Origin of the sequence: Paenibacillus sp. RUD330 (assembly GCF_002243345.2) — a bacterium.
GTDB lineage: Bacteria > Bacillota > Bacilli > Paenibacillales > Paenibacillaceae > Paenibacillus_O.
Genome location: NZ_CP022655.2, coordinates 206,983 through 232,655 on the forward strand (window position 1 = coordinate 206,983; position 25,673 = coordinate 232,655).

The window sequence follows — 25,673 nt, forward strand, 5'->3', positions numbered from 1 at the left end:
AATCCCGCCGGGCTGAAGCGATGCCGGCCGGGCGGCCGGCAAAGGAGGCGGACAGCATCAAGATTGCCGCATGGGACAACCGTTATGAAGAGGAAGCGGTCGCGCTCTGGAACGAGGAAGCCGTGCGCGACGGCTATAAGGAAATGAGCGCCGAGCGGCTCCGGTCCTCCATGACTGGGCATCCGAGCTTTGATGCGGGGACGGCCTTCGTCATGCTGAAGGAAGGCCGGGTCGACGGGTTTGCCGTCGGCTGCACGGGCGGCGGGCTGCCGCTCGGCGACGTCGCCGGTTACATCACCTGCGTCGTCGTCCGCAGCGGCCCGGAGGCGGATGCCGCCAGGGGCCGGCTGCTGGATGAGCTGGAGCGCAGGTTCCGCGAGCTGGGCAAGAAACAGGCGGAGGTCCTCTTCTTCAATCCGATGAGGCTGGCCTGGTACATCCCGGATACGCCGGGACATGAGCACAACAACGCTCCCGGCGTTCCGGCGGGAAGCGCCCTTCACCGCCTGCTCCTGGAGCGCGGTTATGCCGAACGGGCCCTTCAGAGGGCCATGTATCTGCCTCTGGGCGATTTCTCCGTGCCGGATGAAATCCGGGCCAAGGAAGAGCGGGCCGCATCCGCCGGCTATCGGGTGGAGCGGCTCGATGCGGCGCGTCATGCCGGACTGGCCGAGATGCTGGAGGCGCTCGGCAATCCGCTGTGGAAGCAGGAGATCGCTTCCGCGGCCGCTTCGGGCGTGCCGGTGCTGCTCGCTGCCCACGAAGGGCGGGCGGCAGGCTTTGCCGGGCCGGTCATCCGCGAGGACTCCGGGCGCGGCTACTTCGCCGGCATCGGGGTCGAGCCCAGCCATGAAGGCCATGGACTCGGCACGATCCTGTTCTTCCGCCTCTGCGAAGCGTTCCGCTCCGCCGGCGCGGACTACATGTCCTTGTACACCGGAAGCGGCAACCCCGCTTTGCGCATCTACGAAAAAGCCGGTTTCCGGACGGTGAAGGAATTCGCCGTCATGAGAAAGGAGCTCTGAACATGAGCGAGAGAAAGCCTTTGACGATTCTTGGGATCGGCGCGCATGTAGGCGACGTCGAGCTGGTGGCGGGCGGCGTGCTCGCCAGCCATTGCCTGAAGGGCGACCGCATCGCGACGCTGGCGCTGACCGCAGGCGAGCGAGGCGTGCCCGAGGGCCAAGATGTGAACGATTACCGCGAGCAGAAAATCCGCGAAGCCCATACGTTCGCCGGCATGCTCGGCGGCGAAGCGAGAGTGTTCGAGATTCCCGACGGAGAGATTCCCGACGACGAGGCGATCCGCCTGCGCGTCTGCGATGTCATCCGCGAGGTGAAGCCGAACATCATCATCACCCATCACTGCAACAGCATGCACAAGGACCATGCCACGACGCACCGGATCGTCAATGACGCGCGGTTTTTCGCCGGGCTGAAGGCGATGGAGCGGGAGCATCCGGCCCATTTTGCCGGCAAGCTCTACTACGGGGAGAACTGGGAGGACGCAGTCGGCTACGTCCCCTACGTCTATGTCGACTTCGACCAGGCGGCGTTCGATCTCTGGATCGAGGCGCTGTCCACCCATTGGTTCGTCACCGGCAGCAAGTCGTTCAATTATATGGACTACTACAAGAGCCTGGCGCGCGTGCGCGGTCTCGAAGCCCGCAAGGAATACGCGGAGACGTTCATGATTCCGCCGGAGACGATGCGTCTGCGCCAATCCGAGCTGTAAGCGGTTGCCAGGGAAAATACCGAACGGCTTCGGCCGGATAGCGGAAGGCGGGAGAACCCCGGCGTCTTCCGCAGAAGGAGGCAGGGATGACTCTCATTCAGAACGGCATCGACCGGATCTCGGATTATGACAGCCTGCTGCGCGGCAAGCGCATCGGCCTGATCACGGCTCCGACCGGGCTCGATGCGGAATTCCGCTCCACGATCGATCTGCTGCATGAGCGGTACGGTCTTGCCGCCCTTTTCTCCCCGGAGCATGGGGTGCGCGGGAATCTCGGCGCCGGCGATCTGGTGGATGCCTATGTCGACCCTCAGACGGGGGTTCCGGTCTACAGCCTCTATCGCAAGGATTCCAAAAGGCTGACCGAGGAGATGCTGCGCGAGGTCGATATCGTCGTGTACGATATACAGGATGTAGGCACGCGCTACTATACGTTCATCTATACGATGCTGTACGCGCTGGAGGATTGCGCCGTCGCGGGCGTTCCCTTCGTCGTGCTGGACCGGATCAATCCGCTGGACGGCGCGACGGTCGAGGGCAATGTGCGGAGGGAGGAGTTCAGCTCCTTCGTCGGCGGGTATCCTTTGGCCGTCCGTTACGGCTTGACGGCCGGGGAGGTCGCCTCGATGGCCAATGCGGAGCGCGGCTGGAACGCCGAGCTTCATGTGGCGGAATGCCGGGGCTGGAAGCGCGGCATGCTGTTCCCGGAGACGGGACGTCCATGGATTCCGCCTTCCATGGGCATTCCGAGGTTCCATACCGCGCTGCTCTATCCCGGAACATGCCTGTTCGAGGGGACGAATCTGTCGGAAGGCAGAGGCACGACGGCGCCTTTTGAAACGATCGGGGCTCCCTTCGTGGACGGCGAAGTCCTTGCCAAGGAAATGAACCGCTTGAAGCTGCCCGGGGTGCATTTCCGCCCGGTGCACTTCAATCCATATATGTCCAAGCACCAGGGCTCCCTATGCGGCGGCGTATATGCGCATGTGCTGGACGAGAGGGCGCTGCGTCCGGTGGAGACAGGCGTACGGCTGCTGTTCAAGGTCAGGGAGCTGTTCCCGGCCTTTGAATACCTCGCTCCTTACCGCAAGGGCGGGAGGCCGTTCATCGACCTGCTCGGCGGCGACGAGGGGTACCGGACGGAAAGTCCGGACGCTTTATTGGAAAGGTTCGCAGACGAGAGTCGTCTGTTCGCGGAGCGCAAGAAGGCGTATCATTTGTACGAATAGGCAGCCGGACCGCATCGCGGCGATTGCGCAGACTTGAAGCTTGGGGGAATCAGCATGAGCTATGTGGCGGGACTGGACGGAGGCGGCACCAAGACGGCCGTGGCGGTGGCGGACGGGAGGGGCGAGGTCATTCATTCCTTCCCTGCGGGACCGCTCAATTACAATGGCCATGACGAACAGCGGGTCGAAGCCTCGATCCGGGAAATCTGCCGAGGGCTGGAGACGGCCTGCGGCTCGCTGGACGCCGTCACCGACCTGTGCATCGGAGCGGCCGGGGTGAGCAACCCCTCGGTCGGAGGGCGTCTGCAGGCCGCCCTCCGTGCCGGCGGCTACGGCGGCGCGCTGACGCTCGCCGGCGATCATGAAACGGCGCTGGCCGGCGCGCACGGCCGGCTGCACGGCATCGTGCTGATCGCCGGCACCGGCTCGATCTGTTATGGCCGCAGCCATGGCGGAGCGGCCCATCGCGCCGGCGGCTTCGGCCATCTGATCGACGACGAGGGCAGCGGCTACAGCATCGGCCGCGGGCTGCTGACGTCTGTCGTGCGCGCAGCCGACGGCCGGATCGGGCCGACCGCGCTGACGGAGCTCGTCTACGGAGCGCTCGGAATCGGCTCGGTGCCGGAGCTGGTCGGCTACGTCTATGCGCTGGGCCGAAGCAAGGCGGATATCGCCGCGCTCTCGCCGCTTCTCGGCGAGGCATGCGATGCGGGAGATGCTGCCGCCCTGCGGCTCGCCGCGGATAGCGGAGCTGCGCTGGCAGAGCTTGTGCCGGCGGTCGCATCCGCGCTCGATATGGAGGACGGCGAGATCGCCCTGCTTGGAAGCGTGCTGGAGCGCAGCTCCTACGTGAGGGAGGCCTTCCGGGCGGAGCTGTCCGCGCGGCTGCCGCGGCTCCGATGCGTCGAGCCCAAGCGGGACGCCGCTTACGGAGCGGTGCTGCTGGCGCTGGAGTCCAGACGATGCAGGCTGGAGTCCGCCAGGGGAGGGGAAGGCCGATGATGGCCTGGACGCCTCCCCGTCCGTACGCGATCGGCGTCGGACTGATGTCGGGCACTTCGCTCGACGGCGTGGATGCGGCCGTCGTTCGGCTTGAGGGCAGCGGCTTGGACGCCCGCGCCGAGCTGCTTCATTTCCATACCCGCGCGTACGGGGAGCCTCTTCGGGAAAGCCTCCGCAAGCTGTGCGATCCCGGGGCTTCCGATGTGGAGAGCCTGTGCGGCATGAACGTCTATATGGCGGAGCTGTTCGCGGCCGCCGTTCTGGAGGCGGTGCGGGATGCCGGGCTCTCCATGTCGGAGGTGGACTTCGTCAGCTCGCACGGACAGACGGTGTGGCATATGCCGGAGCCGCCCGCCGGCAAGCCCCATCTGTCGAGGTCGACGCTGCAGATCGGCGATCTGTCGGTGCTTGCGAAGCTCACGGGAGTGCTCGCGGTCGGCGATTTCCGACCTGCCGACCTCGCCGTCGGCGGCCAGGGCGCGCCGCTTGTCCCTTACGGCGATCTTGTGCTGCTTCGCCATCCCGACCGCGGCCGGCTGCTGCAGAACATAGGCGGCATCGGCAATTGCACGGCGCTTCCTGCCGGAGCCGGACCGCAGGATGTGTTCGCCTTCGATACCGGGCCGGGCAATATGGTCATCGATGCAGCGGTGCATCGCCTCACCGGCGGCGCGGCCGGCTACGACGCGGGAGGGGCCATGGCGGCGCGCGGCAAGCCGGACGCCGGGCTGCTGGCCGAGCTGCTGGAGCATCCGTACTTCCGCATGCCGCCGCCGAAGTCGACCGGCCGGGAGCTGTTCGGCGCCGCTTACGCCGACAGCTTCCTGGAGCGGGCCGCTGATCGCGGCCTTGGCCCCGAGGATATCGTCGCGACGGCTACGGCTCTGACCGCCCGATCCATCGCGGACGCCTGCCGGCAGCTCGTGCTGCCGCGCTGCCCGGTTCACGAGCTGGTCGTCAGCGGCGGCGGGGCCCACAACGCGACGCTGCTGGATATGCTGGCCGGGCTGCTCCCCGAGCTGTCGGTAACGACCTCGAGCGCCCTGGGCATTCCGGACGACGCCAAGGAAGCCGTCATCTTCGCCCTGCTCGGGCATGATTTCCTGCTCGGCCAGGCCAACAACCTGCCGAGCGCGACGGGGGCATCGCGCCCGACCGTCATGGGGAAGCTCGCGCTTCCTTGATGTAGGCTTCTGCAGGCTGGAGAATAATGCGGATGATGAAAAAAAGGGTCGCGGAATCATTCCGCGACCCTTTTTCCGTTTCAATCGAGCATCGGCTGCCGGCCGCTGCCGGCAAGCGGAAGCTCCAGCGTGACGACCGTGCCTTCTCCCGCGATGCTGTCGATGGCAAAGCTGCCTTCATGCGCGGCCATGATGCGCTTGACGATCATGAGACCAAGGCCGTTGCCGCCCGGCTTGGTCGTATGGAACGGCTCGCCCGCCCGTTTGAGCCCTTCCGCATCGATGCCTGCTCCGGTATCCGAGATCGAGATGGTCTGGCGGCCGTCGGCAGCCTCCAGCGTGATCGAGATTTCCCCGCCGCGCGGCATGGCTTCGGAGGCGTTGCGAAGCACGTTGAGGAACACCTGCTTCATCTGGTCGCACTCGCAGAGCAGCAGCCCGGAGCTTATGTATTCGCGCCTTATCGAGATGTTCTCGAGGCGGCATTGGAATTCGAACATTTGAAGCGTCTCCTCCAGCAGGCCGGAGCATTCCCGGATAGCGAGCGGGCGCGTTTTCGGCCTGCCGAGGACGAGAAAGTCGTCCGTGATGAGGTTGATCCGCTCGATCTCGCTCATGAGCAGGGAATAATGGGCGGGATCAAGCTGGCTCGAGGTGAACTGCAGCATGCCCTTGATCGCGGTGAGCGGATTGCGGATTTCATGCGCGATGCCGACGGCCAGCTGGCCGGCAAACACGAGCTTCTCGTTGTGGCGGAGCTGCTCCTCGGCCCGCTTCATTTCCGTCGTCTCCCGCAGCGTGCCCGCCGTACGGATCAGCCGCCCGTCGCCGTCTACGACGGGAACGATGTCGAGGATGAAGTGCTTCTGGACGCTGAAGCGCTTGTCCGAGAGCTCGAGTCCTACGATGTGATCGCCGCCTTCGTCCAGAAGCCGGCGGAAGCAGGGGCCGACGACGGGCAGGCTGCGGACATCGAGGCCTTCCCGCTTGTCTGCGAGGCTGAGCATGCGGGACACGGAGTCGTTCAAGGTCAGGATCGTTCCGCGCTCATCCGTGAGGACCACGCCGAAGTGGCTTGTTTCCAGCAGCGCCTGCGTCAGAATCTGCTGCTGGGTGTTCCGCTTGCGCAGCAACAGCTCCCTCTCGATGGAATCGGCCATCGTGCCGAGCAGGGCGAGCAGCTGGGGATGGGCGTTGTCGGCTACGGTCATGATCGAGATGGTGGCGTATATCCTGCCCGAGCCTTCCGGATCCGGCAGAGGCGCCGTATAGCAGGCCATCTGCTGGAGCGGAAGATGATAATGCTCGGCTCCGATCACCTGCACGGGCTCGTTGCGCTCCAGGCACAGCGTGATGGAGCTGATGGCGGCCTCCTCCCCGTAACGGACGCCTTCGGCAATATTGAACTCGTGAAGCGAGCCGATCATGGCCGGATTGCCGCCGAAGCCGAGCACATGGCCCTCCCCGTCGGAGACGGCGACCAGCATCGGGTCCTGCGGCAGCAAGCCGAGGAACCGTTCGGCCAGATCAAGCGACACCTCGAGCACATCGGCGTAATCGGATTTCCTTTGACGCAGGGCGTCGACAGCAAGCCGGTCCTTGAAATCGGGTATAACGGAGGAATCCAGCCCTATGGCTTGGTAATATCGTTTCAATTCCTCGAAATCAAGCAGCTCCATTCTCTGTTCTCCTGTCTGAACACTCGTTACTTTGAGAATACCATAAACGGGCCGTTCAACTCTCCGGAAAATTTGTAGACTTGCATTGCGGACTCTATGGAAAAGGGGTATCATGGCAGTAGGTGTACGTGTATGAGGACGCAAATAAGCCCGAAGAATCGCTGGAATCGATTCATATCAGGCTGTTTGAGGTAAAGGGATTGTACACCCTGACAATTCAACCATGGAGGTGAATCATCATGGCAAAAGACGTTCTGTGCGAAGTGAACTCCTGCAAGAACTGGGCCGACGGCAACAAATGCAGCGCTTCGTCGATCTACGTGGTCAGCCACCGTGGACAAGCCAGCCAATCCGAAGAGACGGATTGCAAGACGTTCGAACCGAAACTGTAATCACGCATATGAATCTTTTGGGGCAGCCGTTGCAGCGGCTGTCCTTTTCGTTATGCTCTTCTACTATAATAACCAATAATGATAATTGTTATCAAGTGGTTGAGAGAAAAAAGTTCTAATCATCGGCGAACAGGAACCGCAGCATCGGGCTGATCAGGGGATGCAGCACCGACACATGCCCTTCATCGGGAAACTCGAGGTAGCGGACCTGGAATCCATGTCCCTCGTGAGGCTGCAGCCGCCGGTACAAATCGCGGGCATCCTGCAGCATGAACGGCTTCTCGGCGCTGCCGACGGCGATCAGCAGCCTCGCTTGCTGCGTGCCGCCGGAAAGCCTGGCCTCCAGATCGGGCAGCAGCTTGAGCAGCGCCTGCTCCTTCCACCAGACGGACGGGCTGCCGGCGACGTAGGAGCTGAACAGGCCCGGCCTGGAGATCATCGCATACAGGGTGAAGAAGCCGCCGAGCGAATGGCCGAACAGCGACTGGCGGCTGCGATCCGCCGGGTAGCGGCGATGGATCTCCGGCATGAGCTCGAGAGAGATGAAGTCGAGAAAAGGATCCGCACCTCCATTGTCCGGCCAGGCGGAGCCGTCGGGACGGACCCCGTCCAGCTCGGCCGGAATCGTGAGGTCGACGAACCGGCGGCCGGTGACGAACGGCTCGTCCGAGCGGTATCCGATCGCGACGATCATCCCGGGAGGAAGGCCGCGCGGATGGCGGGTCTGGAGCCGCATCGCTTCGGCCAGGGTGCCGAAGTAGGCGTTGCCGTCCACCGCATAGAGAACCGGGTATCCGGCTGGGGGAGCGGGCTTGCCCGGAACATGCACATAGATTTCATATTCCTGCCCGGTATGGCGGCTTCGCATGAGGAACGATTCCGTGCCGGACACGCGGTAGCGGCCGTCTTCACGGTCCATGTTCGGGCGAGAGGCCGAGGCTTCCGCATCGGAGGCCCGCGGATGCACACCGGCCTTCTTTCCCGCGAGACTTGCTGCCGGAAGCATTCCTTCGCCGGGGCTGGAAGAGGCAGCTGTCCCCGGCGGCTCGTCGGCGGCGCTGCCGGCGAATAGATGCCGCAGGGCATCCGGCAGCTGCCGGGCCATGAACAGCAGGTCATGCGTGGCGCCTTCCTCCACATGCAGCCGCAGCTGCTCGCCGGGAAAGCCGCCGCTCTCCCATATTCGGCAAGCTTCAAGCACGAAGGGCACCATATCGCGCTGCCTGTTGGCTTTGAACCGGCCTTCGCAGCTGCCTACGCTGACATACAGCCGAAGAGCGGAATCCGGCGTCGCGCCGGTGCGGATGCTTGCCATGACTCCATCGAACCAGAGGGAAGGGGAGAGCAGCCCGGCGGCTCCGAACCGGTCGGGGCGCCATAAGGCGGCGAACAGCGAGATCAGGCCGCCGAGCGAGCCTCCCGCCACGGCGGTATGCTCCCGTTCCGGCTTGGTCCGCAGCGCGCGATCGACGGCCGGCTTGATCACATCGGCCAGCTCGTCCACATAGGCGCGCCCGCCGCCGCCGAAGTCCGGCCGGCCGGGAGACACGGCTGCAGCCGGCCATGGCGTATATTCGCCATTCCTGTCCGGCGACGGAACGCCTGCGAGAATAAGCTCGGGCAGCGATTTTTCGCGCTGAAGCTTGTCGAGGAGATTCCAGCAGCATGCCGCAAGCGATCCTCCGTCCTGCAGGTAGACGACGGGATAACGCTGATCCGTATGGCCGTAGGAGGGCGGCAGATAGATTTCGAGCTTGCGGCCGTTCGCTTCAATTGTAGTCATGGCGGTCAATTCCTCTCTTATCCATGCCTGCGCTGCTTGGCGAGCAGCCAGACGAAATAGGGCGCCCCGATGATCGAGATGACGATGCCCACGGGAAGCTGGGACGGGGAAAATACGGTGCGGCCGACGAAGTCACCGGCAAGCACCATCGCGCAGCCGATGAGGGAGCTGACCGGCACGATCCGCCTATGGGACATCCCGATCAGCCGGGAAGCCATATGGGGAGCGATGAGGCCGACAAAAGCGATGCTTCCCGATACGGCTACGCTTGCGGCCACAAGCCCGACGCTGGCGAGCAGCAGCCTGCCGCGCTCGCGGCCCAGAGAGATGCCCAGGCTGGCCAGCGAGTCGTCGCCGAGGCGGAGCAGATCGAGCAGCCGGGCTTTGCTCCATAGAACCGGAATCAGGATGGCGACCCATGGAAGCGCGGAGAGGATATACGTCCAGTTGGCTGCGTTCAGGTTGCCGGACAGCCACATGGCGGCGCGTTCGAAGTCGCTCGGATTCATTTTCAAGGAAGCGTACAGCGTCACCGCCCCGAAGCCGGTCGTGACCGCGATGCCGACGAGGATCAGCCTCTGCGGATCCAGGCTTCCTTTGGAGCGTGCCAGGGAGAAGATCGTGAGCGCCGCAGCCATGCCTCCCGCCACGCCGAAGAGGGGCATGAGCATGATGCCGAGCGTTCCGGAGGAGCCGATCAGGTCCTGGAAGACGAGCATGAACAAGACGACGGCCATGCCGGCTCCGGCGTTGATGCCGAGAATGCCGGGATCGGCCAGGCTGTTGCGCGTCACGCTCTGCACGGCTGCTCCGGCTGCTCCAAGAGCGAGCCCGACCAGCGCTCCAAGCAGAATGCGCGGCAAGCGGAACTGGAAGATGACGAGCTGCTGATCCGCGTCGTTCTGCATGCGGAGCAGCGTCCGCAGCATGTCGGAGGCGGGGACGTTGAATTCGCCGTTCGTGAGACCAAGGTAGATGAGCAGGACGATAAGCGCCGCGGCGCTTCCGGCCACAGCCCAGATATTGCCGCCTCCCGAATGGGCGGCTCCGCCCGTTCCGCCGTCTCTTCCTCGGCTCCCCTTGCGGGCAGGGTCGCTGTCAGGCATGGGCCGCGCCTCCCTTCTTTTTGACCAGATAGAGGAAGAACGGCACGCCGAACAAGGCGGTGACGACGCCGATCGGAGTCTCGAAGGGTGCGTTCAGGAAACGCGAGAGAATGTCGCAGGCAGCCAGGAACAAGGCTCCGAGCACGCCGGATACGGGGATGATGCGGCGGTAGTCCGTACCGGCCAGCATGCGGGCGACATGGGGCACGATCAGGCCGACAAAAGCGATTTTGCCCGCGAGCGCGACGGATGTGCCCGTCAGCAGCACGACAGCGAGCATGGACAGCCCCTTGATCAGGCGGACGCGCTGCCCGAGGCTGACCGACATCTCTTCTCCGAGCGAGAGGGCGGAGATGGAGCGCGCGAGGACCAGCGCCAGGATGAGGCCTGCTGCCGCGAACGGCAGCGCCAGCGTAATGAGCTCGGGATCGAGCTGATGCAGGCGGGCGTTGTACCAGAAGCTGATTTTTTGCGGAATATGGGCATACATCGCCACGGCATCCGCGACGCCGTTCAGGAACATGCCGGCCAGCGTGCCGAGAATGGCGAGCTTGACCGGAGATCCTCCTCCGGGAATGAGCCAGGCCATGCCGAACACGAGCGCCGCTCCCAAGGCCGATCCGGCCATGGACATCGCGATCAGTTCCGTGGAGCTGAGCTGGGGGAGGAAGACCATGCACAGCGTCACGACAAAGACCGATCCGTCGGAAACGCCGAGCATGGACGGCGATGCCAGGGCATTCCGGGTAATACCTTGCATTACCGCGCCCGAGACGGCCAGGAAGGCGCCGATCAACAGCGAGCCGAAGACGCGCGGAAGGCGGGAATGGCGGATGATCTGATGATTGACGTTGTCGGGATCGAAATGCGCGACCGCATTCCAGACATCGACCGCATGGATGGACTTGGCTCCGAAGAGAGCCGACAGCAGCACAAGGCATAAAGCGGCTGCCGGCGTTATCAGAAGAATAACGGCCGGCAGCCTGGGGTAGGTTCTCATCGGATTCGACTAAGCGCCCGCTTTTTCGACAAAGGCTTTCAGAAATTGGATCTTGCTGTATCCCGTTCCGCCCTGGGCCAGCGGATCGACGACGTTGATGAACACCTTGCCGTTTTTCACCGCATTGATGCTTTTGAAGATCGGGTTCTTCTGCAGATCGTCCAGCGCGGTCGCCGCCTGCTTGTTCTCATCCTCGGAGAATTGGATGAACAGGAGGTCCGGGTTGATTTCGGCGAACTTCTCGATGGACAGCATTTCTTGCTTCTTGGCTGCCGCGATGGCCGGCGGAGGCGTCAAGCCGAGGTCGGAGTAGACGATCGGATTGAAGAACAGCGTTGGACCGAAGATGGCGATCTGGCCGCTGCGGACCCGGATGACGGCGACCTTCTGATCTTTGAGCTTCTCGCCGAGAGCGGTTTTGGCCTGCTCCAGCTCTTCTTTGTATTGGGAGATTTCCTTGGCCGCCTGCTCCTGCTTGCCGGTCAGCTCGCCGAGCAGCGTCAGGTTCGCTTCCCAATCCGTCGAGACGTGGGAATAAGGAAGGGTCACGGCGATCTGGGACAGCTTCTCGGTGACCGCCGGGTCGAACTTGCTCGACGCCAGGATGACATCAGGCTTCAAGGCCAGGATTTTCTCGAAGTTCGGCTCGGTTTTCTCTCCGACCGGCTCGGCCTTGTCCGTAATGGATTGGAACAATGCCGGGAAAGCGCCGGAGAAGGAAATCGCTCCGACCGGATGGATGTCCAGAAGGACGGAATCCTCCATCGCTTCCACCGCGCCGGTGATGACGATTCGCTGGGCCGTCTGAGGCACCGTGTAGTCCTTGCCGAGGTAGCTTACGGTTTTGACCGCCGCAGCGGCCGGGTCGGCGGATGGAGCCGGGCTTGCGGAGCTGTCCGGCGAAGGCGAGGAGGCGGGAGCGGGACTCGCGGCGCCTCCGTTATGGTTGCTGCTGCCGCAGGCAGCGGTCGTTCCAAGCATCGTGACGAGCATAAGGCCGAGCAGAACTTTTTTCATCGTCTATATAGACTCCCTTCGAATGATGGTCACCGTCATTGATAACGATTCTCATTACCATCATAGAGACCGTGGAAGCTTCCCTCCATGGACAAAAATCGGACGGTTCATGGACAATCTGCGGCCAGGGGATGATTGAAATCCATACGGAGCCACTTCGCCGCCATGCCGGTGCCCGGCTAGGAACCGGATCCGAAGATGCGGAGCGCCTCTTCGCCGATCCTCTCCAGGGCTATGGGCGAGTACTCCCTCCACGGGCTTGATGGCAGCCTGATCACGCTTTTCCTGCGCACGGCGGGCAGAGCCAGCCATTCCGGAGACCGGCTGAGCCGCTCCCAATGCTCCAGCGTCTCGGACTCCTGGCAGACGAGCAGGAGAATCCGGCCGGCCTCGGCCTCGGCGATCTGCTCCAGCTCAAGAGGGAGCGCCGCCGAGGCTGTATCGGGCAGGGACGGCGGCCTTCCCAGGCCGAGCTCCCTGTACAGGAAGTCCATGATGCCCTGCGAGCCGAATGTGTAGAGACGGTCCTTGAACATGCGCACGGGAAGCACATCGGGAGCTGCATTTCCACCGGAAGCCGCAGCGATCAGGCTGCGGATCTGTGAGGTTCTCCGCTCGAACCTGGAAATCCAGCGGCCGGCCTCCTCCGGCAGGCCGAGTGTTTCCGCCAGCTCGCGCAGGCCTCGCTCCCATCCGCGACCCTCCTCCTCCGGGAGGGTCATGACGGAGCCGATGGCCTCCAGCGCCCGTCTCTCCTCCTCGCTCGCGGTGGACGGACAGAGAATGAGATCCGGCTGCGCCTGCTGCAGAATCTCCAGATTGCGGCCTGCGGACAGAACCGCAGGTCCGTAGTCGAGATGGCAGGGGATGTCCGCGCCGAACCGCTCGATGTAATAGCCCGACCATTTGGGATGCATCGGTGCCGCCAGCGGCAGGACGCCGAGCGGAAGCAGGTAGCCGAGCGCGGAAGGGCAGCCGTAGGCGGCGGTGCGGACTTTGCGTTTTGCCACATAACGGGATGGCGGCAGGCCATGCTCTTTTTTGAACAGGCGGCTGAAATAGAATTCATCCTCGTATCCGACCGCATGGGCCACATCCTTGAGCTTGCGGCTGCCCTGGAGCATGAGCCGCTTCGCCTTTTCGAGCCGGGCTTGCGTCATGTAGTCATGGGGACTGGCGCCGTAGGCTTTCTTGAACACGTCGGCGAAGTGCTTGGCGCTCAGGCCGGTACCGGCCGAGATCTGCTCCATCGTCAGCGGCTCGGCGAGATGCCCGTCGATGTACCGGCGGGCGCGCTCCAGCAGGCCGGCTGTCTTCCCGGCCTTGCTCTCCTCCGAGGCTTCGGCCGTCCTGACCAGCAGCTGGAAGGCGTCTGCCTGGGCCTGCCAGCGAAGCAGATCCTCGCCGCTGAGATAGCGGTTATAGATGCTGCGCATGACATCCTCCAGCCGGCCATCGGGAAAGGGCGTCTCTTCCGCAACCGAGAGGCTCTCCTCCGGGGTTATGGGCCGGAGCTGAAGCGAATCGGGGGAGGAGGGAGCGTACAGCCCGATCCGCAGGACGGCGATAGTGGCCTGGCTGCTCTGCGCCTCCAGATCCATCGTGCTGCCCGGCCGGCAGATGTAGAGCACCCCCGGCTGCATGAGGGTAAGCCGAGAATCCCTTATTAGCCGGCATTCTCCGCCGAGCAAGGCCATGAGGACGGGATAAGCGAGCAGCTGCCTCCGGGAGCCTCCGGGATCGGCCTCCGCAGGCGTGACGATGTCCGCCCCTCTCAGATGCAGGGTCCAGCTTCCGAAATCGCTTGCCGCGGCAAGGGGAATGAATGGATACGACATGGATGGATTCCGCCTTTTACGATTTATATGAACGCTATGAATGACACGAATAACATGAATGACACGAATAACATGAATGACATGAATGACATGAATGACACAAATGAGATGAATGATATGGTTTATTCGATAATGATTCTCATTATCATAGTATAACCGATTTCAGGCCGACTGGGAATGAAGGAGTCTTGAGGGCATCCTTATGCACAGCAAGGTTCTTGATTCGCTGCGCGCCAGGCTTCCGGCTTCCGAAAGCTCGGCGGCACGAAGGGGCCGGGAACCCGGCGGGGCTGATTGAAAAAAATGGCACGCCCGTCATTCGGATATTTGATATGATGATATAGAATTGGAAGGATGTGGGCGATCAGAGGCCGGTCTGGCGCTTGCCTGTTCGCCGGAGGCTTTCAACATGATCCATGGAGGGAAAACGATGGGCGCCAACGAAGAGACACTTGGTTCGGCAATTGCTGCAAGTCCGATCAAAAACAAGGTCGGCAGCTATTTCGTTCCGGTGCGGAACATCGAGGCTTCCCGCAGCTGGTACTGCAAGGTGCTGGGGCTGTCGGAAGACGATTGCCCGATCCACTTCGGCCATCTGTGCCCGCTGCCGATGCAGGGAACGGGATTGATCCTCGATACGATGCCCAGATGGGGAGGCGGCGAACCGGATGGAGCCCCTTCGATCCTGACGCCGGCGTTCATGCTTCTCACCGACAAGCTGGAGGAATCGCTCGCTTATATGAAGGAGCTTGGCGCCCGGCTCGTGACGGAGATCGAGCATGGCCAGTGGTTTGTCGTTCTCGACCCGGACGGCAATAAGCTGATGATATGCAGGGAATAAGCAAGAAGCCCCGTCGCTGCCATACCAGGCAGGGAACGGGGCTTCTTGCCGCTTCCGGAGGCAAACGCTGCCATACCAGGCAGGGAACGGGGATTTTCCGGAGGATGCTCCGCTGTCCTTGACCGTCCCATATCGTGTATGATGGGAGCAATGGATATTGCAGCGGAGGTAGAGCATGGATTATATCGTGTTGGATATTGAGTTCAACGGGCGGAAGTTCGCCAGCGACAAGCCGATGGAGGTTATCGAGATCGGCGCGGTCCGGCTGAACGAAGCCTTGGAGAAGATCGACGAGTTCACGGCGCTGATCAAGCCGGTTTATTTTGCGAAGCTGAACAGCTTCATTCGGGAGAAGACGGGCATACCGCAGGAGGACATCGATGCGGCGAGCGGGTTTGTTCCGGTCATCCGCCATTTTCTGGCTTGGCTGGGCAAGAGCGAAGCCTGCACGTTCGTGACGTGGGGCGGCGAGGATATGAAGCGGATCGTGCTGGATACCCGCATGCACAAGCTTGACGATGCCTATTGGCTCGCGGCTTCTTATTATGATCTGCTCAAGATCTATTTGCGCGCGCGCAGCCTGACCAACGATGTCAGCGTCGAAGCGGCTTTGGCGGAGCTTGCCATTCCGGCCGAGGGCAGCGCCCACCGGGCTCTGGACGACGCCCGCATGACGGCGGAGATTTTCCGGCGCATCTTCCCGGACATTCAGCATGATACGGACGCGCGGCAGTACAAGGACACCTACTCCAATGCCAAGGAACGGAGAATGGTGAAAAATGCGATCCGCGGCCTCGCCGTGCAGAAGGTGCAGCCGACCTGGGAGCTGGTGGCCGATAAGCTGGCCAAGGCGAAGGTGGACATGGACAACGCCAAAAAGGCGGCGGAGCTGCGGGTCTACTACGAGGCGGAGATCGTGAAGGCGCCGAAGAGGCCGCAGACTCCGCGTCCAGGCATGCGTCCGGCTGGTGAATCGTCGCCTGAAGCGGCAGATGGTCCGGAAGCGCAGGGAGATCGGGAAGCTGCGGCCGTTTCGGAAGGGCCCGAGGCTGTAAGCGAGGCGTCGGCAGGTCCGTCCGGGCAATCCCATAGCGGGAGAGGCGCGGACGCTTAAGCGTGTATATATGCAGAATGCCGGCGATCCATCGCCGGCATTTTTTTACGGAAGCTCGATTGGATAAACAAGGACTCTGAACCGATATAATCCTGAAATGGGATTTGGAATGGGCCGGATGCGTGTAACTTAAGTTGGAGCCGCTTCTTAGCAAGCCGGCATATTTTAGCGTTCAAAAGGGGATAGCAAATGAAGCTCGAAGAGAGAGTCGAACGGTTGGAACGGCTTATTCAGGGCTTGGCGCTTGAGCTGGCGGAGCTGCGGCAGCGGCAGGCGGCTGACCTGCCGTTGTCCGGCGGGGAGCGGAGGGAAGGCGCTGCGGCACCGGCATACGGAAGGACCGAGGCCGCCGAGCAGGCAAGCGGGGGGCAACTTTCCGAGCATCCGCTGCAGACGGCGCCGGCCCAATCTCATGCAGGGGGCGGGCATCCTTCGATGCCGGGATCTGCTTCGGGGCCTGCCGGTCCTCCCGGACATGCGGCAGCAGGGGCGGCGCCTTTGCAGGCAGCTTCTCGCCCGCCCGCTCCTCCAGTCGATTGGGAGCATCTGCTCGGCAGGGTGTGGCTGCCGCGGATCTTCATCGTCGTGCTGCTGCTCGGCGTGCTGTGGGGCTTCGCCGCAGCCGTCAATGCCGGCATGATCACGCGCCCGGTCCGCTGCTGGCTCGGCGCTGCGGCGGCGGCATGCATGTTCGCAGCCGGCATCCGGCAGATGCGGCATAAGCGGGAAGCGCTCGGCCAGGCGCTGCTTGGCGGAGCGCATTCGCTGCTCGTGCTGACGTTGTTCGCGGCGCATATGCTGTATGGATTCATGTCCGTACCGCTGGCCTGCGTCCTCTACGGCATCGCCATCCTGCTGTTTGGCAGGACAGCGCTCGCCTACCGCTCGCAGTCTCTCATGCTGCTCGCCATGGCTGCCGGATGCCTGATTCCGTTTCTCCTTGATTCCGATGCCCCCCATGTCTCCATTCTTGTCGCCTATGAAGGGCTGTTCGCTGCTTCCGCGCTGCTTATCGGCTGGAGGCTTCGGCTCCGCTGGGTGTACGCCGCTTCCTATCTGCTTCTGCAGCCTTCGCTCCTCGTCGCCGCCCTTCTTGGAGCCGGCGATGGAGCGGAATGGTGGTTCCTCTGCGCCCAGCTCTTGCAGCAGGCCATTCTCCTCGCAGCGTATCTGCTGGAGAGGCGGGAGGCTCCGGTCTACTCCGAGCGGAGAGGGCTTGCGTTCGCTTCCTTTGCGGTTACGGCAGGGTGGGCATACCTGCTGCTGATGCCGAAGCATGAAAGCCAGTATTTGATCTTGGTCGGGATCGGCGCGGCTGTCTACAGCCTTCTGGCCTACTCGCAGCTGTCCAAGAAAAAGGAAGCGGCCGAGCTGCTCGCCGTCACGGCGACGCTCGGGTGGATGCTGCTGCTTCTCGAGTCGCTGCCGGGCACTTATGCGGGAGCGGCACTCGCGGTCGAAGGGACGCTGGCTCTGGCGATCGGCCTGCGCATCCGCGCTCCCTACCAGCAGGGAGCGGGGGCGATCGTATTCTTCATCGGCGCGATGCGGATCATCGGGATGCCCATCGATGCCGTCGCATCGCCGGAAACCTTGAGCTGGATCGTCCTGCTGGCGGGCTTGCTGGTCCTGTACCGAATGGTTCTGGCGAATAAACAGAGCCCGCAAGCGAAGCAGGGCGCCGCAGCGCTTTTATGGCTGACCGGAGTGCTTGGCCTGGTGTTCTTGACCCAGCTCACGCTGGCAGCGTCGAGGCCGCTGGAGACGGACAGCCAGAGGCTGATCTTGTCCGCGGCGTGGGTCGTCTATGCGATCGCGCTGATCACGGCCGGAATCATGCTGCGGCGGCCGAAGGCTCGATTCGCCGGCATGCTGCTCGTGCTGCTTACCCTGCTGAAGGTCATCTTCATCGACGTTCCGGGCGTGACGATCGCCGTCCGCGCGATTCTGTTCATCGGTCTCGGGGTGGTGGGCATCGCTGTATCGAGGATCATGTACAGCAAGCAAAAAAACGAGTAGCAAAAGAGGGTCCCGCGAGGGACCCTCTTTTGCTTGCCTCCAGAGCGTATGCGCCCTGGGGCATGCCGACCTTTGCGGCTTCCGCCGCAGAAGCATCGGCCGCCTTGCTTGCCGTCGCGGCGTCCCTAGGCTTCCGCAGAGGGACGGCCCGGCTCGTCAGCCAGCTCCAGCACGACCGGACAATGGTCGCTGCCAAGCACGGCGCTGTCGATGGAGGCGTCCTTCAGCAGCGGACGGAGCCGCTCCGAAGTGAGGAAGTAGTCGATGCGCCAGCCGATGTTCTTCTCCCGCACCTTCGGCATGAAGGACCACCAGGTATAGGCGCCTTCCGCATCGGGATGGAAGTGGCGGAACGTATCGACGAATCCGGCTTCCAGCAGCGTCGTCATCCGGCCCCGCTCTTCCTCGGTGAAGCCCGAGTTGCCGCGGTTGGCGCGCGCGTTCTTGAGGTCGATATCCTGATGGGCGACGTTGAGGTCCCCGCACAGGATGACAGGCTTCACGGCATCCAGGCCTTGAAGATAGCGCAGGATGCGCTCCTCCCACTCCAGCCGGAACGGAAGGCGGGACAGGTCGCGCCGGGAGTTGGGCGTATAGACGTTGACCAGGTACCACCCTTCGAACTCGAGGGTGAGGATGCGGCCTTCCTCCTCGAAGTCGTCCTCGAGTCCGTACCGGACGGCCAACGGCTTGATCCGGGTCCAGACGGCCGTTCCGGAATAACCCTTGCGGACGGCGTAATTCCAGAACAGATGATAGCCTTCGGCATGGTCCAGCTCGATCTGCCCTTCCTGCAGCTTCGTCTCCTGCACGCAGAAGATGTCGGCATCCATATGATTGAAATAATCGGCAAAGCCTTTCTTGACGCAGGCTCTCAGCCCGTTGACATTCCACGACACCAGTTTCACTTGCATTCTCTCCCCGCTTGCGGCATGGCTTATCTGTGTATGGCTTTATCTGTCCAGTGTACCATGGCCGGGCTCCGGGAGGGGAGGAAGGAAGCTATTGGAGGAAGGCAGTTATTGGATCGCGAGGTAACGGGCCGTTTCGGCCCGGTAGGCGGCCAGCGCAGGAATGAGTCCGGCTGCGATGCCGGCCGCAAGCACGATGCCGGCGATGCCAAGATGGGACCACTGGAATCCGACCGTCACGGCGATGGAGACGCGGGAGCCGATATAGCCGGACAGGACGGCGGACAAGCCGTAGGCTCCGGCGATGCCGAGGACGCAGCCGAGCAGCATGACGATGGAGGATTCCAGCAGCACGATGGCCATCACATGGCGGCGGCCGGCGCCGATCGCGCGCAGGATGGCCACGCTGCGGCGGCGCTCCATCGCCGATCCGTACAGGGAGAGGCAGACCGTGAGGCCTGCCATGCCGAGAATGATGTATCCGATGCTGCGCAGAGCCTGTTCGCCGCTGCCCAGCATGTCGAACAGCTTGGCCAGCGTCTGCCCAGGCAGCACGGCCTGAGCTTCTTTGCCGGCATTCGTCTGCTGGTACAGCTTCATCAGCCCGATGTAGCTCTTGGGCTTGACGAGGACGGCCGTCACTCCGCGGGCAGCTTCATCCTCGTCGGAAACGTCGGACCCGGCCGGACCCGGCGCGGGCGAAGCCTCGGTAGAAGGAGAAGGCGCTTGTCCGCCGTCGGCCGCTCCGCCTTCCTCTTCATGCCCATGCTCATGGCTGATCCAGTAGCTGTCCATGCTGACGTAGATGCCCTGGTCGGAAGGAGCCGCTACCGGCTTCAGGATGCCGACCACTTCATAGGGATGCTCGGCATGCTCATCCGGTTCGGCGGCGACGACGACTCCATGCTCGGAGACGAAGCGGTCCCCGACCTTGAGCCCCTCGCGCGAGGCGACCTCCGCTCCGATCACCGCCTGGAAGGGGCCGCTGAACAGCCTTCCTTCTCGAAGGTTGAAGTAGGGCGGATCGGCAGGCCGGCCCCTGAGGTCGAAGAAGCCGGCGCTTGTCCCGACGATCCGGAATCCCCGGTACTGGTCTCCGAGTGCGAACGGAACGGCTGTCTGCACCTCGTCATTCTCGGCCAGCTTCTCATAGTAGGCATGGCTGAGGTTGTCCAGCGGGCGGTCCATCAGAAAGATGGTGTTGAACACGAGCTGGTTGGCGCTCCCCTTGGAGCCGATCAGGAGGCCGAACGGCTCGCTTGCCCGCTCGATGCCGCCGCGCACGCCACCGGAGAGGATCAGAACCGCCAGCGTGACGGCGATACCGACAAGAACGACGGCAGCTGTCAGGGCGGTTTGGACTTTGCGGGCCATCAGATTGCGGATGGCCATGCTCAGCAGGGACATGGCTAGGCTCCTTTCGCCGGCGAGAGCGGCCTGCGGGACAGCTCCCGCATGGATACGGAGCTGTCCATGCGCGCTGCCTGCTCGAGGTCATGGGTGCAGAGAAGGAGCGCGGCGCCCGTATCGGAAGCGGCGGCGAGGAGCAGCTCCATGATCTGCGCCGCCGTCGAGGCGTCCAAGCTGGCTGTCGGCTCGTCGGCGAGCAGCAGCTCCGGGCCGTTCACGAGCGCCCGCGCGATGGCGACGCGCTGCTGCTCGCCCTGGCTCAGCTGGGAGGGCCGGTGGTGGAGGCGATGTCCGAGCCCGGCCAGCTCCAGCAGCTCGGCGGCTCTGCCCCGCCGGGCGCGCTTGTCGAGCACGCGGCCGAAGCTGGCGGCGGCGAGCACGTTCTCCAGCGCCGTGAAACCGGGGACCAGCTGGAAGCTCTGGTGCACATAGCCGATATGAGCGGCCCGCAAGCGGTCGAGCTCCGCCTCGCGAAGCTGGTCCGTCCGCTTGCCCATGAAGGTGATGGAGCCTTCCGTCGGGCGCGAGATGCCTGCGATCAGGTGAAGCAGCGTGCTTTTACCGGAGCCGCTCGGCCCGACCAGCGCCTTGCGCTCGCCTTGGCGCAGCTCGAAGAACGGGACATCCAGCACCGGCATCATGATGCCGCCTTGGATGCGGAACCGCTTGACCACTTGCTCCATGGCAATCAGCGTCATTTATTTCAGCACCTCCGTCTTGTCGGCATTGATGCGGATCAGGCTGACGAAGCCGGTCTCCTCGTCGGTCATGGAGCCGACGCTCAGCGTCCCGGTTATCTTGACCTGATGCTCGGTCGGCGTCATCTCCGAGCCTTTCGGCAGATTGACGACGACGATATCGGACGGCCAGTCGGCGTCGGAGGAGCAGAAGGGACAGATTGCCAGCGGAATGCGGGTAAGGACGAAGAAACGGACGGTCGCCGTCAGCGGCGGAGCCATGTAGCCGATCATCTCCACCTTTTGCCCGTCGAGCTCCTTGAGCTTGTCGGAGAAGGTCAGTCCTCGCACCGTCTCCTTGCCGTACAGCTCGGAGAAGCGGATCGTCTCGGGTCCGTCCAGGCTGGAGCGGACGGTCGGCGGAGCGGAGCCTGCCGGACTCGGCGAAGGCGAAGCCGAACTGACGGGCAGGCTTGCTCTGGGACCGGAGGATGCCGGCGGGCCAGCGGATGCCGACGGGGCCGGGGATGCGCCCGCAGCAGGCTTGGAGCCGGATGCAGGAGCTCCGGCGGGCGGCTTGCTCCCCTGCGCGGGAGTCTGCTGCCGCCGCTCCGCATCCGGGCTTGCGGCTGGATAGGCCGTCCCCGGCGCTTGGTCCGCAGCGGGGCTTGCTCCGCCGGACGGCTTGCCGGACGAAAGTCCGGCGCCATCTTGCGCTGCCGGCGCCTCTGCTGCGCGATCGGCCGGCACTTGATTCGCCTTGCCGGTAGAAGCGGCGGGAGCATTCCCGGCCTCGCCGCTGCCCCGCTCTTGCCCGGGCCCGCCGCTGGCGTCGCGGCCCGCCGTCCCGGCTGCCGCGCCGGAAGCCGGTGACGGCGCCTGGCCTGGCTCCGAGGCTGCCTCGGCCGCTCCTATGCGCTCGCCCTGCTCCGCCAGAGGCGCCGTTTCGGCTCGCCCGCTTGCCGCGCCCGTGGCGGTCTCCGCGGCGGACGCCGAAACGGAAGAAGGCTCTCCCCCTGAAGGGAGAGCCTTGCTTCCGCAGCCGGCCAGCAGCAGCCCGGCCGCCGTCAGTCCCGCAAGCAGCGGGACCGGACGGAGGAGTGTTGCCGGACGGCTCCTCATTGGCCGAGGGAAGCCAGCAGCGAATCGCTGGTGACGATCAGCTTGCCGTTCTCGCTTTTGAACTTCAGCGGCACCGGCTTGTTGTTTTTCTTCGCAATGCCCTTGTCCATGTACAGCACGAGCTTGCTTGCTCCGGCGCTCACGAAGGTGACGTTTTTGGCGGCATCATAGGAGGTGCTGCCTCCGACGGACTTCAGGAAGCCGTCCAGCTCGATCCAGGTCTGCTTGTCCGGCTTGCTGCCGTCCAATCTCAGGCCGAGCGCCTGCGCCATCCCGAAGAATACCTCGGTATTGTCCAGCGTGCCTTTGAAATATTCGGAGCCCGGTCCGTGAGCCATCAGCGGCACGTCGTCGGCGGAGTGGACCTCGACGCTTTCGGATTTCGGCAGCGTGCCCGTATGGAGGTACTTGTCCTTGTCAGGGGCGTCCGGATTGGCCAGCGTTCCCGGATTCGCGATATAGGCATCTCCGGAGAGGACGGCCGGAGCCTGAGGAACGGAGCTGAACTTGTAATCCTCGTAATAGTCCGGCGTGGCGCCGAAGACGACGGCCAGCTTGCGGTCGACATCCGGCGTATCCGGGAAGCCGTCCTTGTCGGAGTCGGCGTACGTCGGGAATTTGGACTGCTCATAGGTGCGCACCGCTTCGCGTCCCGTTTTGCCGTCGCCTTCCCAATAGGTGCCGGCGATGCTGGCGGAGTGGGCATGGTCGGCCGTCGCCAGGACGAGGGTGTCGCCCGAGGCGTCCGCGTAACGGCGAGCCTCGCCGATGGCCTTGTCCATCTCGATCGTATCGTAGGCGGAGCGCTCCCAGTCCATCGTATGCAGCTGCTTGTCGATGCTGGCGCCTTCGACCATCAGGAAGAAGCCGTTTTCGTTCTTGCTGAGCACCTCGATCGCTTTCTTGGTCATGTCCCACAGATTCGGCTGGTCGGTGAACGACTTGAGCGCCGCCGTGTTTTTGGTCGAGCGGTCGTAGTAGACGTTCATGTCGCCGGTATGGAACAGGCCGAGCAGCTTGGCAGGCGTTCCGGAGCTTTTCAGTCCCGAGGCGCTGTCCACGAACTTGTAGCCGGCTTTCTCGAAGCCGCCGATGAGATCGTTCTCGTCCTTGCGCTTGGAGCCGGCAACGGATTTGGGGAGGAAATAGGCCGATCCCCCGCCCATGACGACTTCAGGCTGAAGCTTCAGCAGCATGTCGGCGATCTCCGGCTTGTCCGCGCGGCGGCGGGTATGGGAGACGACAGCGGCCGGCGTCGCGTCCTCGATCTCCGAGGTCGTGACGATGCCGACCGACATGCCGCGCGTGCGCTTCAGCATCTCGGCGAGCGTCTCGACCTGCGGATCGTCCAGCGAGCTTTCCGTATTGTCCGGATAGACGCCGAGGGCGTTCACCGCGGATTTGTGGCCGGTATTGTAGGCGCTGGCGCTGTTTGCCGAGTCGGTGACGATGGAATCCATGCCGGAGGTGGTGACGACGGCGCGCTGCTCCAGCTTGTCCATCTCCATGAGGCCGTTGTACTTGCCTTCGGTCAAGCCCTTGGACATCGCGCGGGCGATGGTGATGCTCGGCTGCGACATGCCGTCCCCGACGAAGAGGATGACGTTCTTCGCCTTCTTGCCGGCTGCGGAGGTGGTCACCGCTTGATAGGAGACCGTGCGGGACAAGGATCCGGCCGTCACCTTCACGGTGTAGGAGCCCGGCTTGTCCAGCGATACGCCGCGGATCATGAAGGAGGAGCTTGAGGCGGTGCTGGTCTTCTCGAAGCTTTTGCCGAAAAAGGCTTCCGCGCTTTTGCCGTTGACCTGAATGCTGACGGCCGAAGCGTCTCCGGTCCAGTCGTTCAATTCCACGCGGAAATCGAATTTGCCGCCCGCCAGGAACTTGGCATTATGGATTGGAGCCACGTAAATGGACGGCGCCGCTTTGGCCGTTGCGGCCGCTTCGGCTGCCGCCGCTGGAGCCGGAGCCAGCTCGGCCATTCCGATTCCTCCTGCTGCCATGACGCTCGCAAGCGCCGCCCCGAGAAGCATTTTACCTGCTTTTGCTTTCTTCATCTCCCCAAACCCCTCCGCTACTGAAATGAATGCTTCCACAGCGTAAGAGAGAATGATTAAGCAGGTGCTAACGATTTATGAATAATTGGTAAAATCAAGAAAACGCCTGCGAAGCCGCAAGGCGTTTTCATTCGGGCATCCATTCGGAGTCTACTTGTTCTCCTCGCCAGCCGTTCCGTCCTCCGGAGGGCGATTGCCGTTTTTCAGCTCCCAGATCGAATAGCCGAAGTCCATTTGCAGATGGGGATTGTCCGGGAACTGGGGCCAGTCGCCGCCCCATGTGAAGCCGAGACTCTTGGCGATCGCGACGACCTCCAGCCAGTCGGCCTTGCCGTTCTTGTTCCCGTCGTATTCCATATCCCAGATGATGTCGCCCGTCCGGTCCTTGAGAGCGAAGTCGATCGCCAGACCGTAGTTGTGGTAGGATTCTCCGCCGCGGGCATGGGTCACGATGGAGCCGCCGCCATCCCGGCCTTTGCTGTAGAGGACATCCTGCTCCGCCGAGCTGCGGAAGCCGTCCGTGATGACGACTTTGATGCCCTTGGCGGCGGCAAGCGAGATGAGCTCGTCCTTTTTCCGGTCGAGCACCGGATGCAGCTGCGTTACGGGAGGCACCTCCCGGTACAGTCCCGGAGGGACGACCCGGTCGAACAGGCGCGGCATTTCCAGCTTGAAGAGGGCGGCCGCCGCGAGGACGAGTCCCGCCGCCAGCAGCAGGCAGCCGAGGCCGTTTCTGCGCCGGGTCTGAGTCCGGCCTGCGGACTTGGGGCTGCGGCCCTTTTGTCCGCCCGTCAGGGGGCTTTGCTGCATGAAGATCTCCTTTGCTCGTTCGCTTTGTTCAAGCTTATACGAGCGGGGAGGACAAAAAGCTTCAGGAAACCGCTGATCGGCATGGAATCTGTTTCCAGTCGGTGCGGGCGGGGTAAGGAGCGGTAGGAGCGGGAGCATGCGGCAGCCGGGTCATGTCCAAAAGCAAACAAACCGCTGGCCGCCTTCCCGAAGGGTTGGCTGCTGCGGTTTGCGCAAGGGGATCCGGATTCAGGACAGGCTAGTCCACATCGGGACTGCCGTCGACCGTATCGGCTGGATCGTCGGCGTATTTCTCGTACTTGGTGTCGTCCATGATCCGGCGTGCGGACACGTAACGCTTTGTGTAGTAGGAATCGCTCAGGCTGCTGATCATGACGCCTTTGCTCGACGAGGAGTGGGCGAACTTGCCGTCCCCGACATAGATTCCGACATGCGAGACGCCGCGGCCGCTCGTATTGAAGAACACGAGGTCGCCCGCCTTGAGATCAGCCTTCGCGACTTTCTTGCCCAAGCCTGCTTGGGAAGAGGAGGAATGCGGCAGGGAGATCTTGAATTGCTTGAATACATAGGACGTGAATCCGGAGCAATCGAATCCGTTCGTCGTCGTTCCGGCCGTTTTGTACGGCGTTCCGATGAGATCGCTGATGACACCGTCCATTTTGGAATCAGCCGCTGCGCTGCCTACGCCTGCAGCGAACAGCAGAGAGATTCCGAGGATGAGGCTTGCTGCTTTCTTCTTCAAGCTTG

22 protein-coding genes are annotated in these 25,673 nt (G+C 63.2%); 9 read left to right on the forward strand and 13 right to left on the reverse strand.

All coding sequences use genetic code 11. The features are described 5' to 3' along the window. Nucleotides 1-20: 20 nt before the first annotated feature. From CIC07_RS00955 to CIC07_RS00975, 5 genes are all read left to right on the forward strand, one after another. Nucleotides 21-1,025: a GNAT family N-acetyltransferase gene (locus CIC07_RS00955; RefSeq protein WP_076359555.1), complete on the forward strand. Its 1,005-nt coding sequence runs from the start codon at nucleotides 21-23 to the stop codon at nucleotides 1,023-1,025. Nucleotides 1,026-1,027: 2 nt separating this feature from the next. After that, a complete protein-coding gene (locus CIC07_RS00960) occupies nucleotides 1,028-1,735 on the forward strand; it encodes a PIG-L deacetylase family protein (protein ID WP_076359554.1) in 708 nt (235 codons plus the stop codon). An 86-nt stretch (nucleotides 1,736-1,821) separates the two neighbouring features. Beyond that, on the forward strand, nucleotides 1,822-2,964 hold the full coding sequence (locus CIC07_RS00965; protein WP_076359553.1) for an exo-beta-N-acetylmuramidase NamZ family protein: 1,143 nt from the start codon (nucleotides 1,822-1,824) through the stop codon (nucleotides 2,962-2,964). A gap of 54 nt (nucleotides 2,965-3,018) precedes the next feature. Continuing rightward, a complete protein-coding gene (locus tag CIC07_RS00970; protein ID WP_076359552.1) occupies nucleotides 3,019-3,966 on the forward strand; it encodes an N-acetylglucosamine kinase in 948 nt (315 codons plus the stop codon). Next, the gene (locus CIC07_RS00975) at nucleotides 3,963-5,150 is read left to right on the forward strand and encodes an anhydro-N-acetylmuramic acid kinase (RefSeq protein ID WP_076359551.1); all 1,188 of its coding nucleotides are present in this window, start codon (nucleotides 3,963-3,965) and stop codon (nucleotides 5,148-5,150) included. Before CIC07_RS00970 ends, CIC07_RS00975 begins: the two co-directional genes overlap by 4 nt. A gap of 80 nt (nucleotides 5,151-5,230) precedes the next feature. On the opposite strand, the gene CIC07_RS00980 is transcribed toward CIC07_RS00975, so the two are convergent. Next, nucleotides 5,231-6,829: an ATP-binding protein gene (locus CIC07_RS00980; RefSeq protein WP_076359550.1), complete on the reverse strand. Its 1,599-nt coding sequence runs from the start codon at nucleotides 6,827-6,829 to the stop codon at nucleotides 5,231-5,233. Nucleotides 6,830-7,068: 239 nt separating this feature from the next. On the opposite strand from CIC07_RS00980, the gene CIC07_RS00985 reads away from it, so the two are divergent. Continuing rightward, nucleotides 7,069-7,221 (forward strand): DUF1540 domain-containing protein, encoded by a 153-nt coding sequence (locus tag CIC07_RS00985; protein WP_076359549.1) that lies wholly within the window; start codon nucleotides 7,069-7,071, stop codon nucleotides 7,219-7,221. A 115-nt stretch (nucleotides 7,222-7,336) separates the two neighbouring features. Here CIC07_RS00985 and CIC07_RS00990 read toward each other — a convergent pair whose 3' ends face one another. The 5 genes from CIC07_RS00990 to CIC07_RS25635 all read right to left on the reverse strand — a co-directional run bounded on the left by CIC07_RS00990 (nucleotide 7,337) and on the right by CIC07_RS25635 (nucleotide 13,965). Then, nucleotides 7,337-9,004 (reverse strand): alpha/beta hydrolase, encoded by a 1,668-nt coding sequence (locus CIC07_RS00990; protein ID WP_076359548.1) that lies wholly within the window; start codon nucleotides 9,002-9,004, stop codon nucleotides 7,337-7,339. Between the two features lie 17 nt (nucleotides 9,005-9,021). Then, the gene (locus CIC07_RS00995) at nucleotides 9,022-10,110 is read right to left on the reverse strand and encodes a FecCD family ABC transporter permease (RefSeq protein WP_083688700.1); all 1,089 of its coding nucleotides are present in this window, start codon (nucleotides 10,108-10,110) and stop codon (nucleotides 9,022-9,024) included. Continuing rightward, a complete protein-coding gene (locus tag CIC07_RS01000; RefSeq protein ID WP_076359547.1) occupies nucleotides 10,103-11,110 on the reverse strand; it encodes a FecCD family ABC transporter permease in 1,008 nt (335 codons plus the stop codon). The genes CIC07_RS00995 and CIC07_RS01000 overlap by 8 nt, the downstream gene beginning before the upstream one ends. A 9-nt stretch (nucleotides 11,111-11,119) precedes the next feature. After that, entirely contained in the window at nucleotides 11,120-12,127 is a 1,008-nt protein-coding gene (locus CIC07_RS01005) for an ABC transporter substrate-binding protein (protein WP_076359546.1), read from the reverse strand. Nucleotides 12,128-12,306: 179 nt separating this feature from the next. Continuing rightward, nucleotides 12,307-13,965 (reverse strand): helix-turn-helix domain-containing protein, encoded by a 1,659-nt coding sequence (locus CIC07_RS25635; protein ID WP_076359545.1) that lies wholly within the window; start codon nucleotides 13,963-13,965, stop codon nucleotides 12,307-12,309. A gap of 409 nt (nucleotides 13,966-14,374) precedes the next feature. On the opposite strand from CIC07_RS25635, the gene CIC07_RS01015 reads away from it, so the two are divergent. The 3 genes from CIC07_RS01015 (at nucleotide 14,375) to CIC07_RS01025 (ending at nucleotide 17,939) form a co-directional block, all read left to right on the forward strand. Then, nucleotides 14,375-14,806, forward strand: coding sequence for a VOC family protein (locus CIC07_RS01015; RefSeq protein WP_234993101.1), 432 nt, complete (start codon nucleotides 14,375-14,377; stop codon nucleotides 14,804-14,806). Nucleotides 14,807-14,981: 175 nt separating this feature from the next. Then, nucleotides 14,982-15,920, forward strand: coding sequence for a 3'-5' exonuclease (locus CIC07_RS01020; RefSeq protein ID WP_076359544.1), 939 nt, complete (start codon nucleotides 14,982-14,984; stop codon nucleotides 15,918-15,920). 189 nt (nucleotides 15,921-16,109) lie between these two features. Further along, complete coding sequence (locus CIC07_RS01025; protein ID WP_076359543.1) at nucleotides 16,110-17,939, forward strand: DUF2339 domain-containing protein; 1,830 nt, start codon at nucleotides 16,110-16,112, stop codon at nucleotides 17,937-17,939. Nucleotides 17,940-18,064: 125 nt separating this feature from the next. Here CIC07_RS01025 and CIC07_RS01030 read toward each other — a convergent pair whose 3' ends face one another. The 7 genes from CIC07_RS01030 to CIC07_RS01060 form a co-directional block, all read right to left on the reverse strand. Next, on the reverse strand, nucleotides 18,065-18,847 hold the full coding sequence (locus tag CIC07_RS01030) for an exodeoxyribonuclease III (protein ID WP_076359542.1): 783 nt from the start codon (nucleotides 18,845-18,847) through the stop codon (nucleotides 18,065-18,067). Nucleotides 18,848-18,958: 111 nt separating this feature from the next. Further along, entirely contained in the window at nucleotides 18,959-20,257 is a 1,299-nt protein-coding gene (locus tag CIC07_RS01035) for an ABC transporter permease (RefSeq protein WP_076359541.1), read from the reverse strand. Nucleotides 20,258-20,259: 2 nt separating this feature from the next. Beyond that, on the reverse strand, nucleotides 20,260-20,958 hold the full coding sequence (locus tag CIC07_RS01040) for an ABC transporter ATP-binding protein (RefSeq protein ID WP_234993100.1): 699 nt from the start codon (nucleotides 20,956-20,958) through the stop codon (nucleotides 20,260-20,262). Continuing rightward, nucleotides 20,959-22,059, reverse strand: coding sequence for a hypothetical protein (locus CIC07_RS25155; protein ID WP_200801163.1), 1,101 nt, complete (start codon nucleotides 22,057-22,059; stop codon nucleotides 20,959-20,961). It lies immediately after the preceding gene. Beyond that, on the reverse strand, nucleotides 22,056-24,116 hold the full coding sequence (locus CIC07_RS01050) for an alkaline phosphatase (protein WP_076359540.1): 2,061 nt from the start codon (nucleotides 24,114-24,116) through the stop codon (nucleotides 22,056-22,058). Before CIC07_RS01050 ends, CIC07_RS25155 begins: the two co-directional genes overlap by 4 nt. Nucleotides 24,117-24,266: 150 nt before the next feature. Beyond that, nucleotides 24,267-24,779 (reverse strand): M15 family metallopeptidase, encoded by a 513-nt coding sequence (locus CIC07_RS01055; protein WP_094248445.1) that lies wholly within the window; start codon nucleotides 24,777-24,779, stop codon nucleotides 24,267-24,269. Between the two features lie 385 nt (nucleotides 24,780-25,164). Continuing rightward, nucleotides 25,165-25,668, reverse strand: a complete 504-nt coding sequence (locus tag CIC07_RS01060) for a C40 family peptidase (RefSeq protein WP_076359539.1) — start codon at nucleotides 25,666-25,668, stop codon at nucleotides 25,165-25,167. Nucleotides 25,669-25,673: the final 5 nt, after the last annotated feature.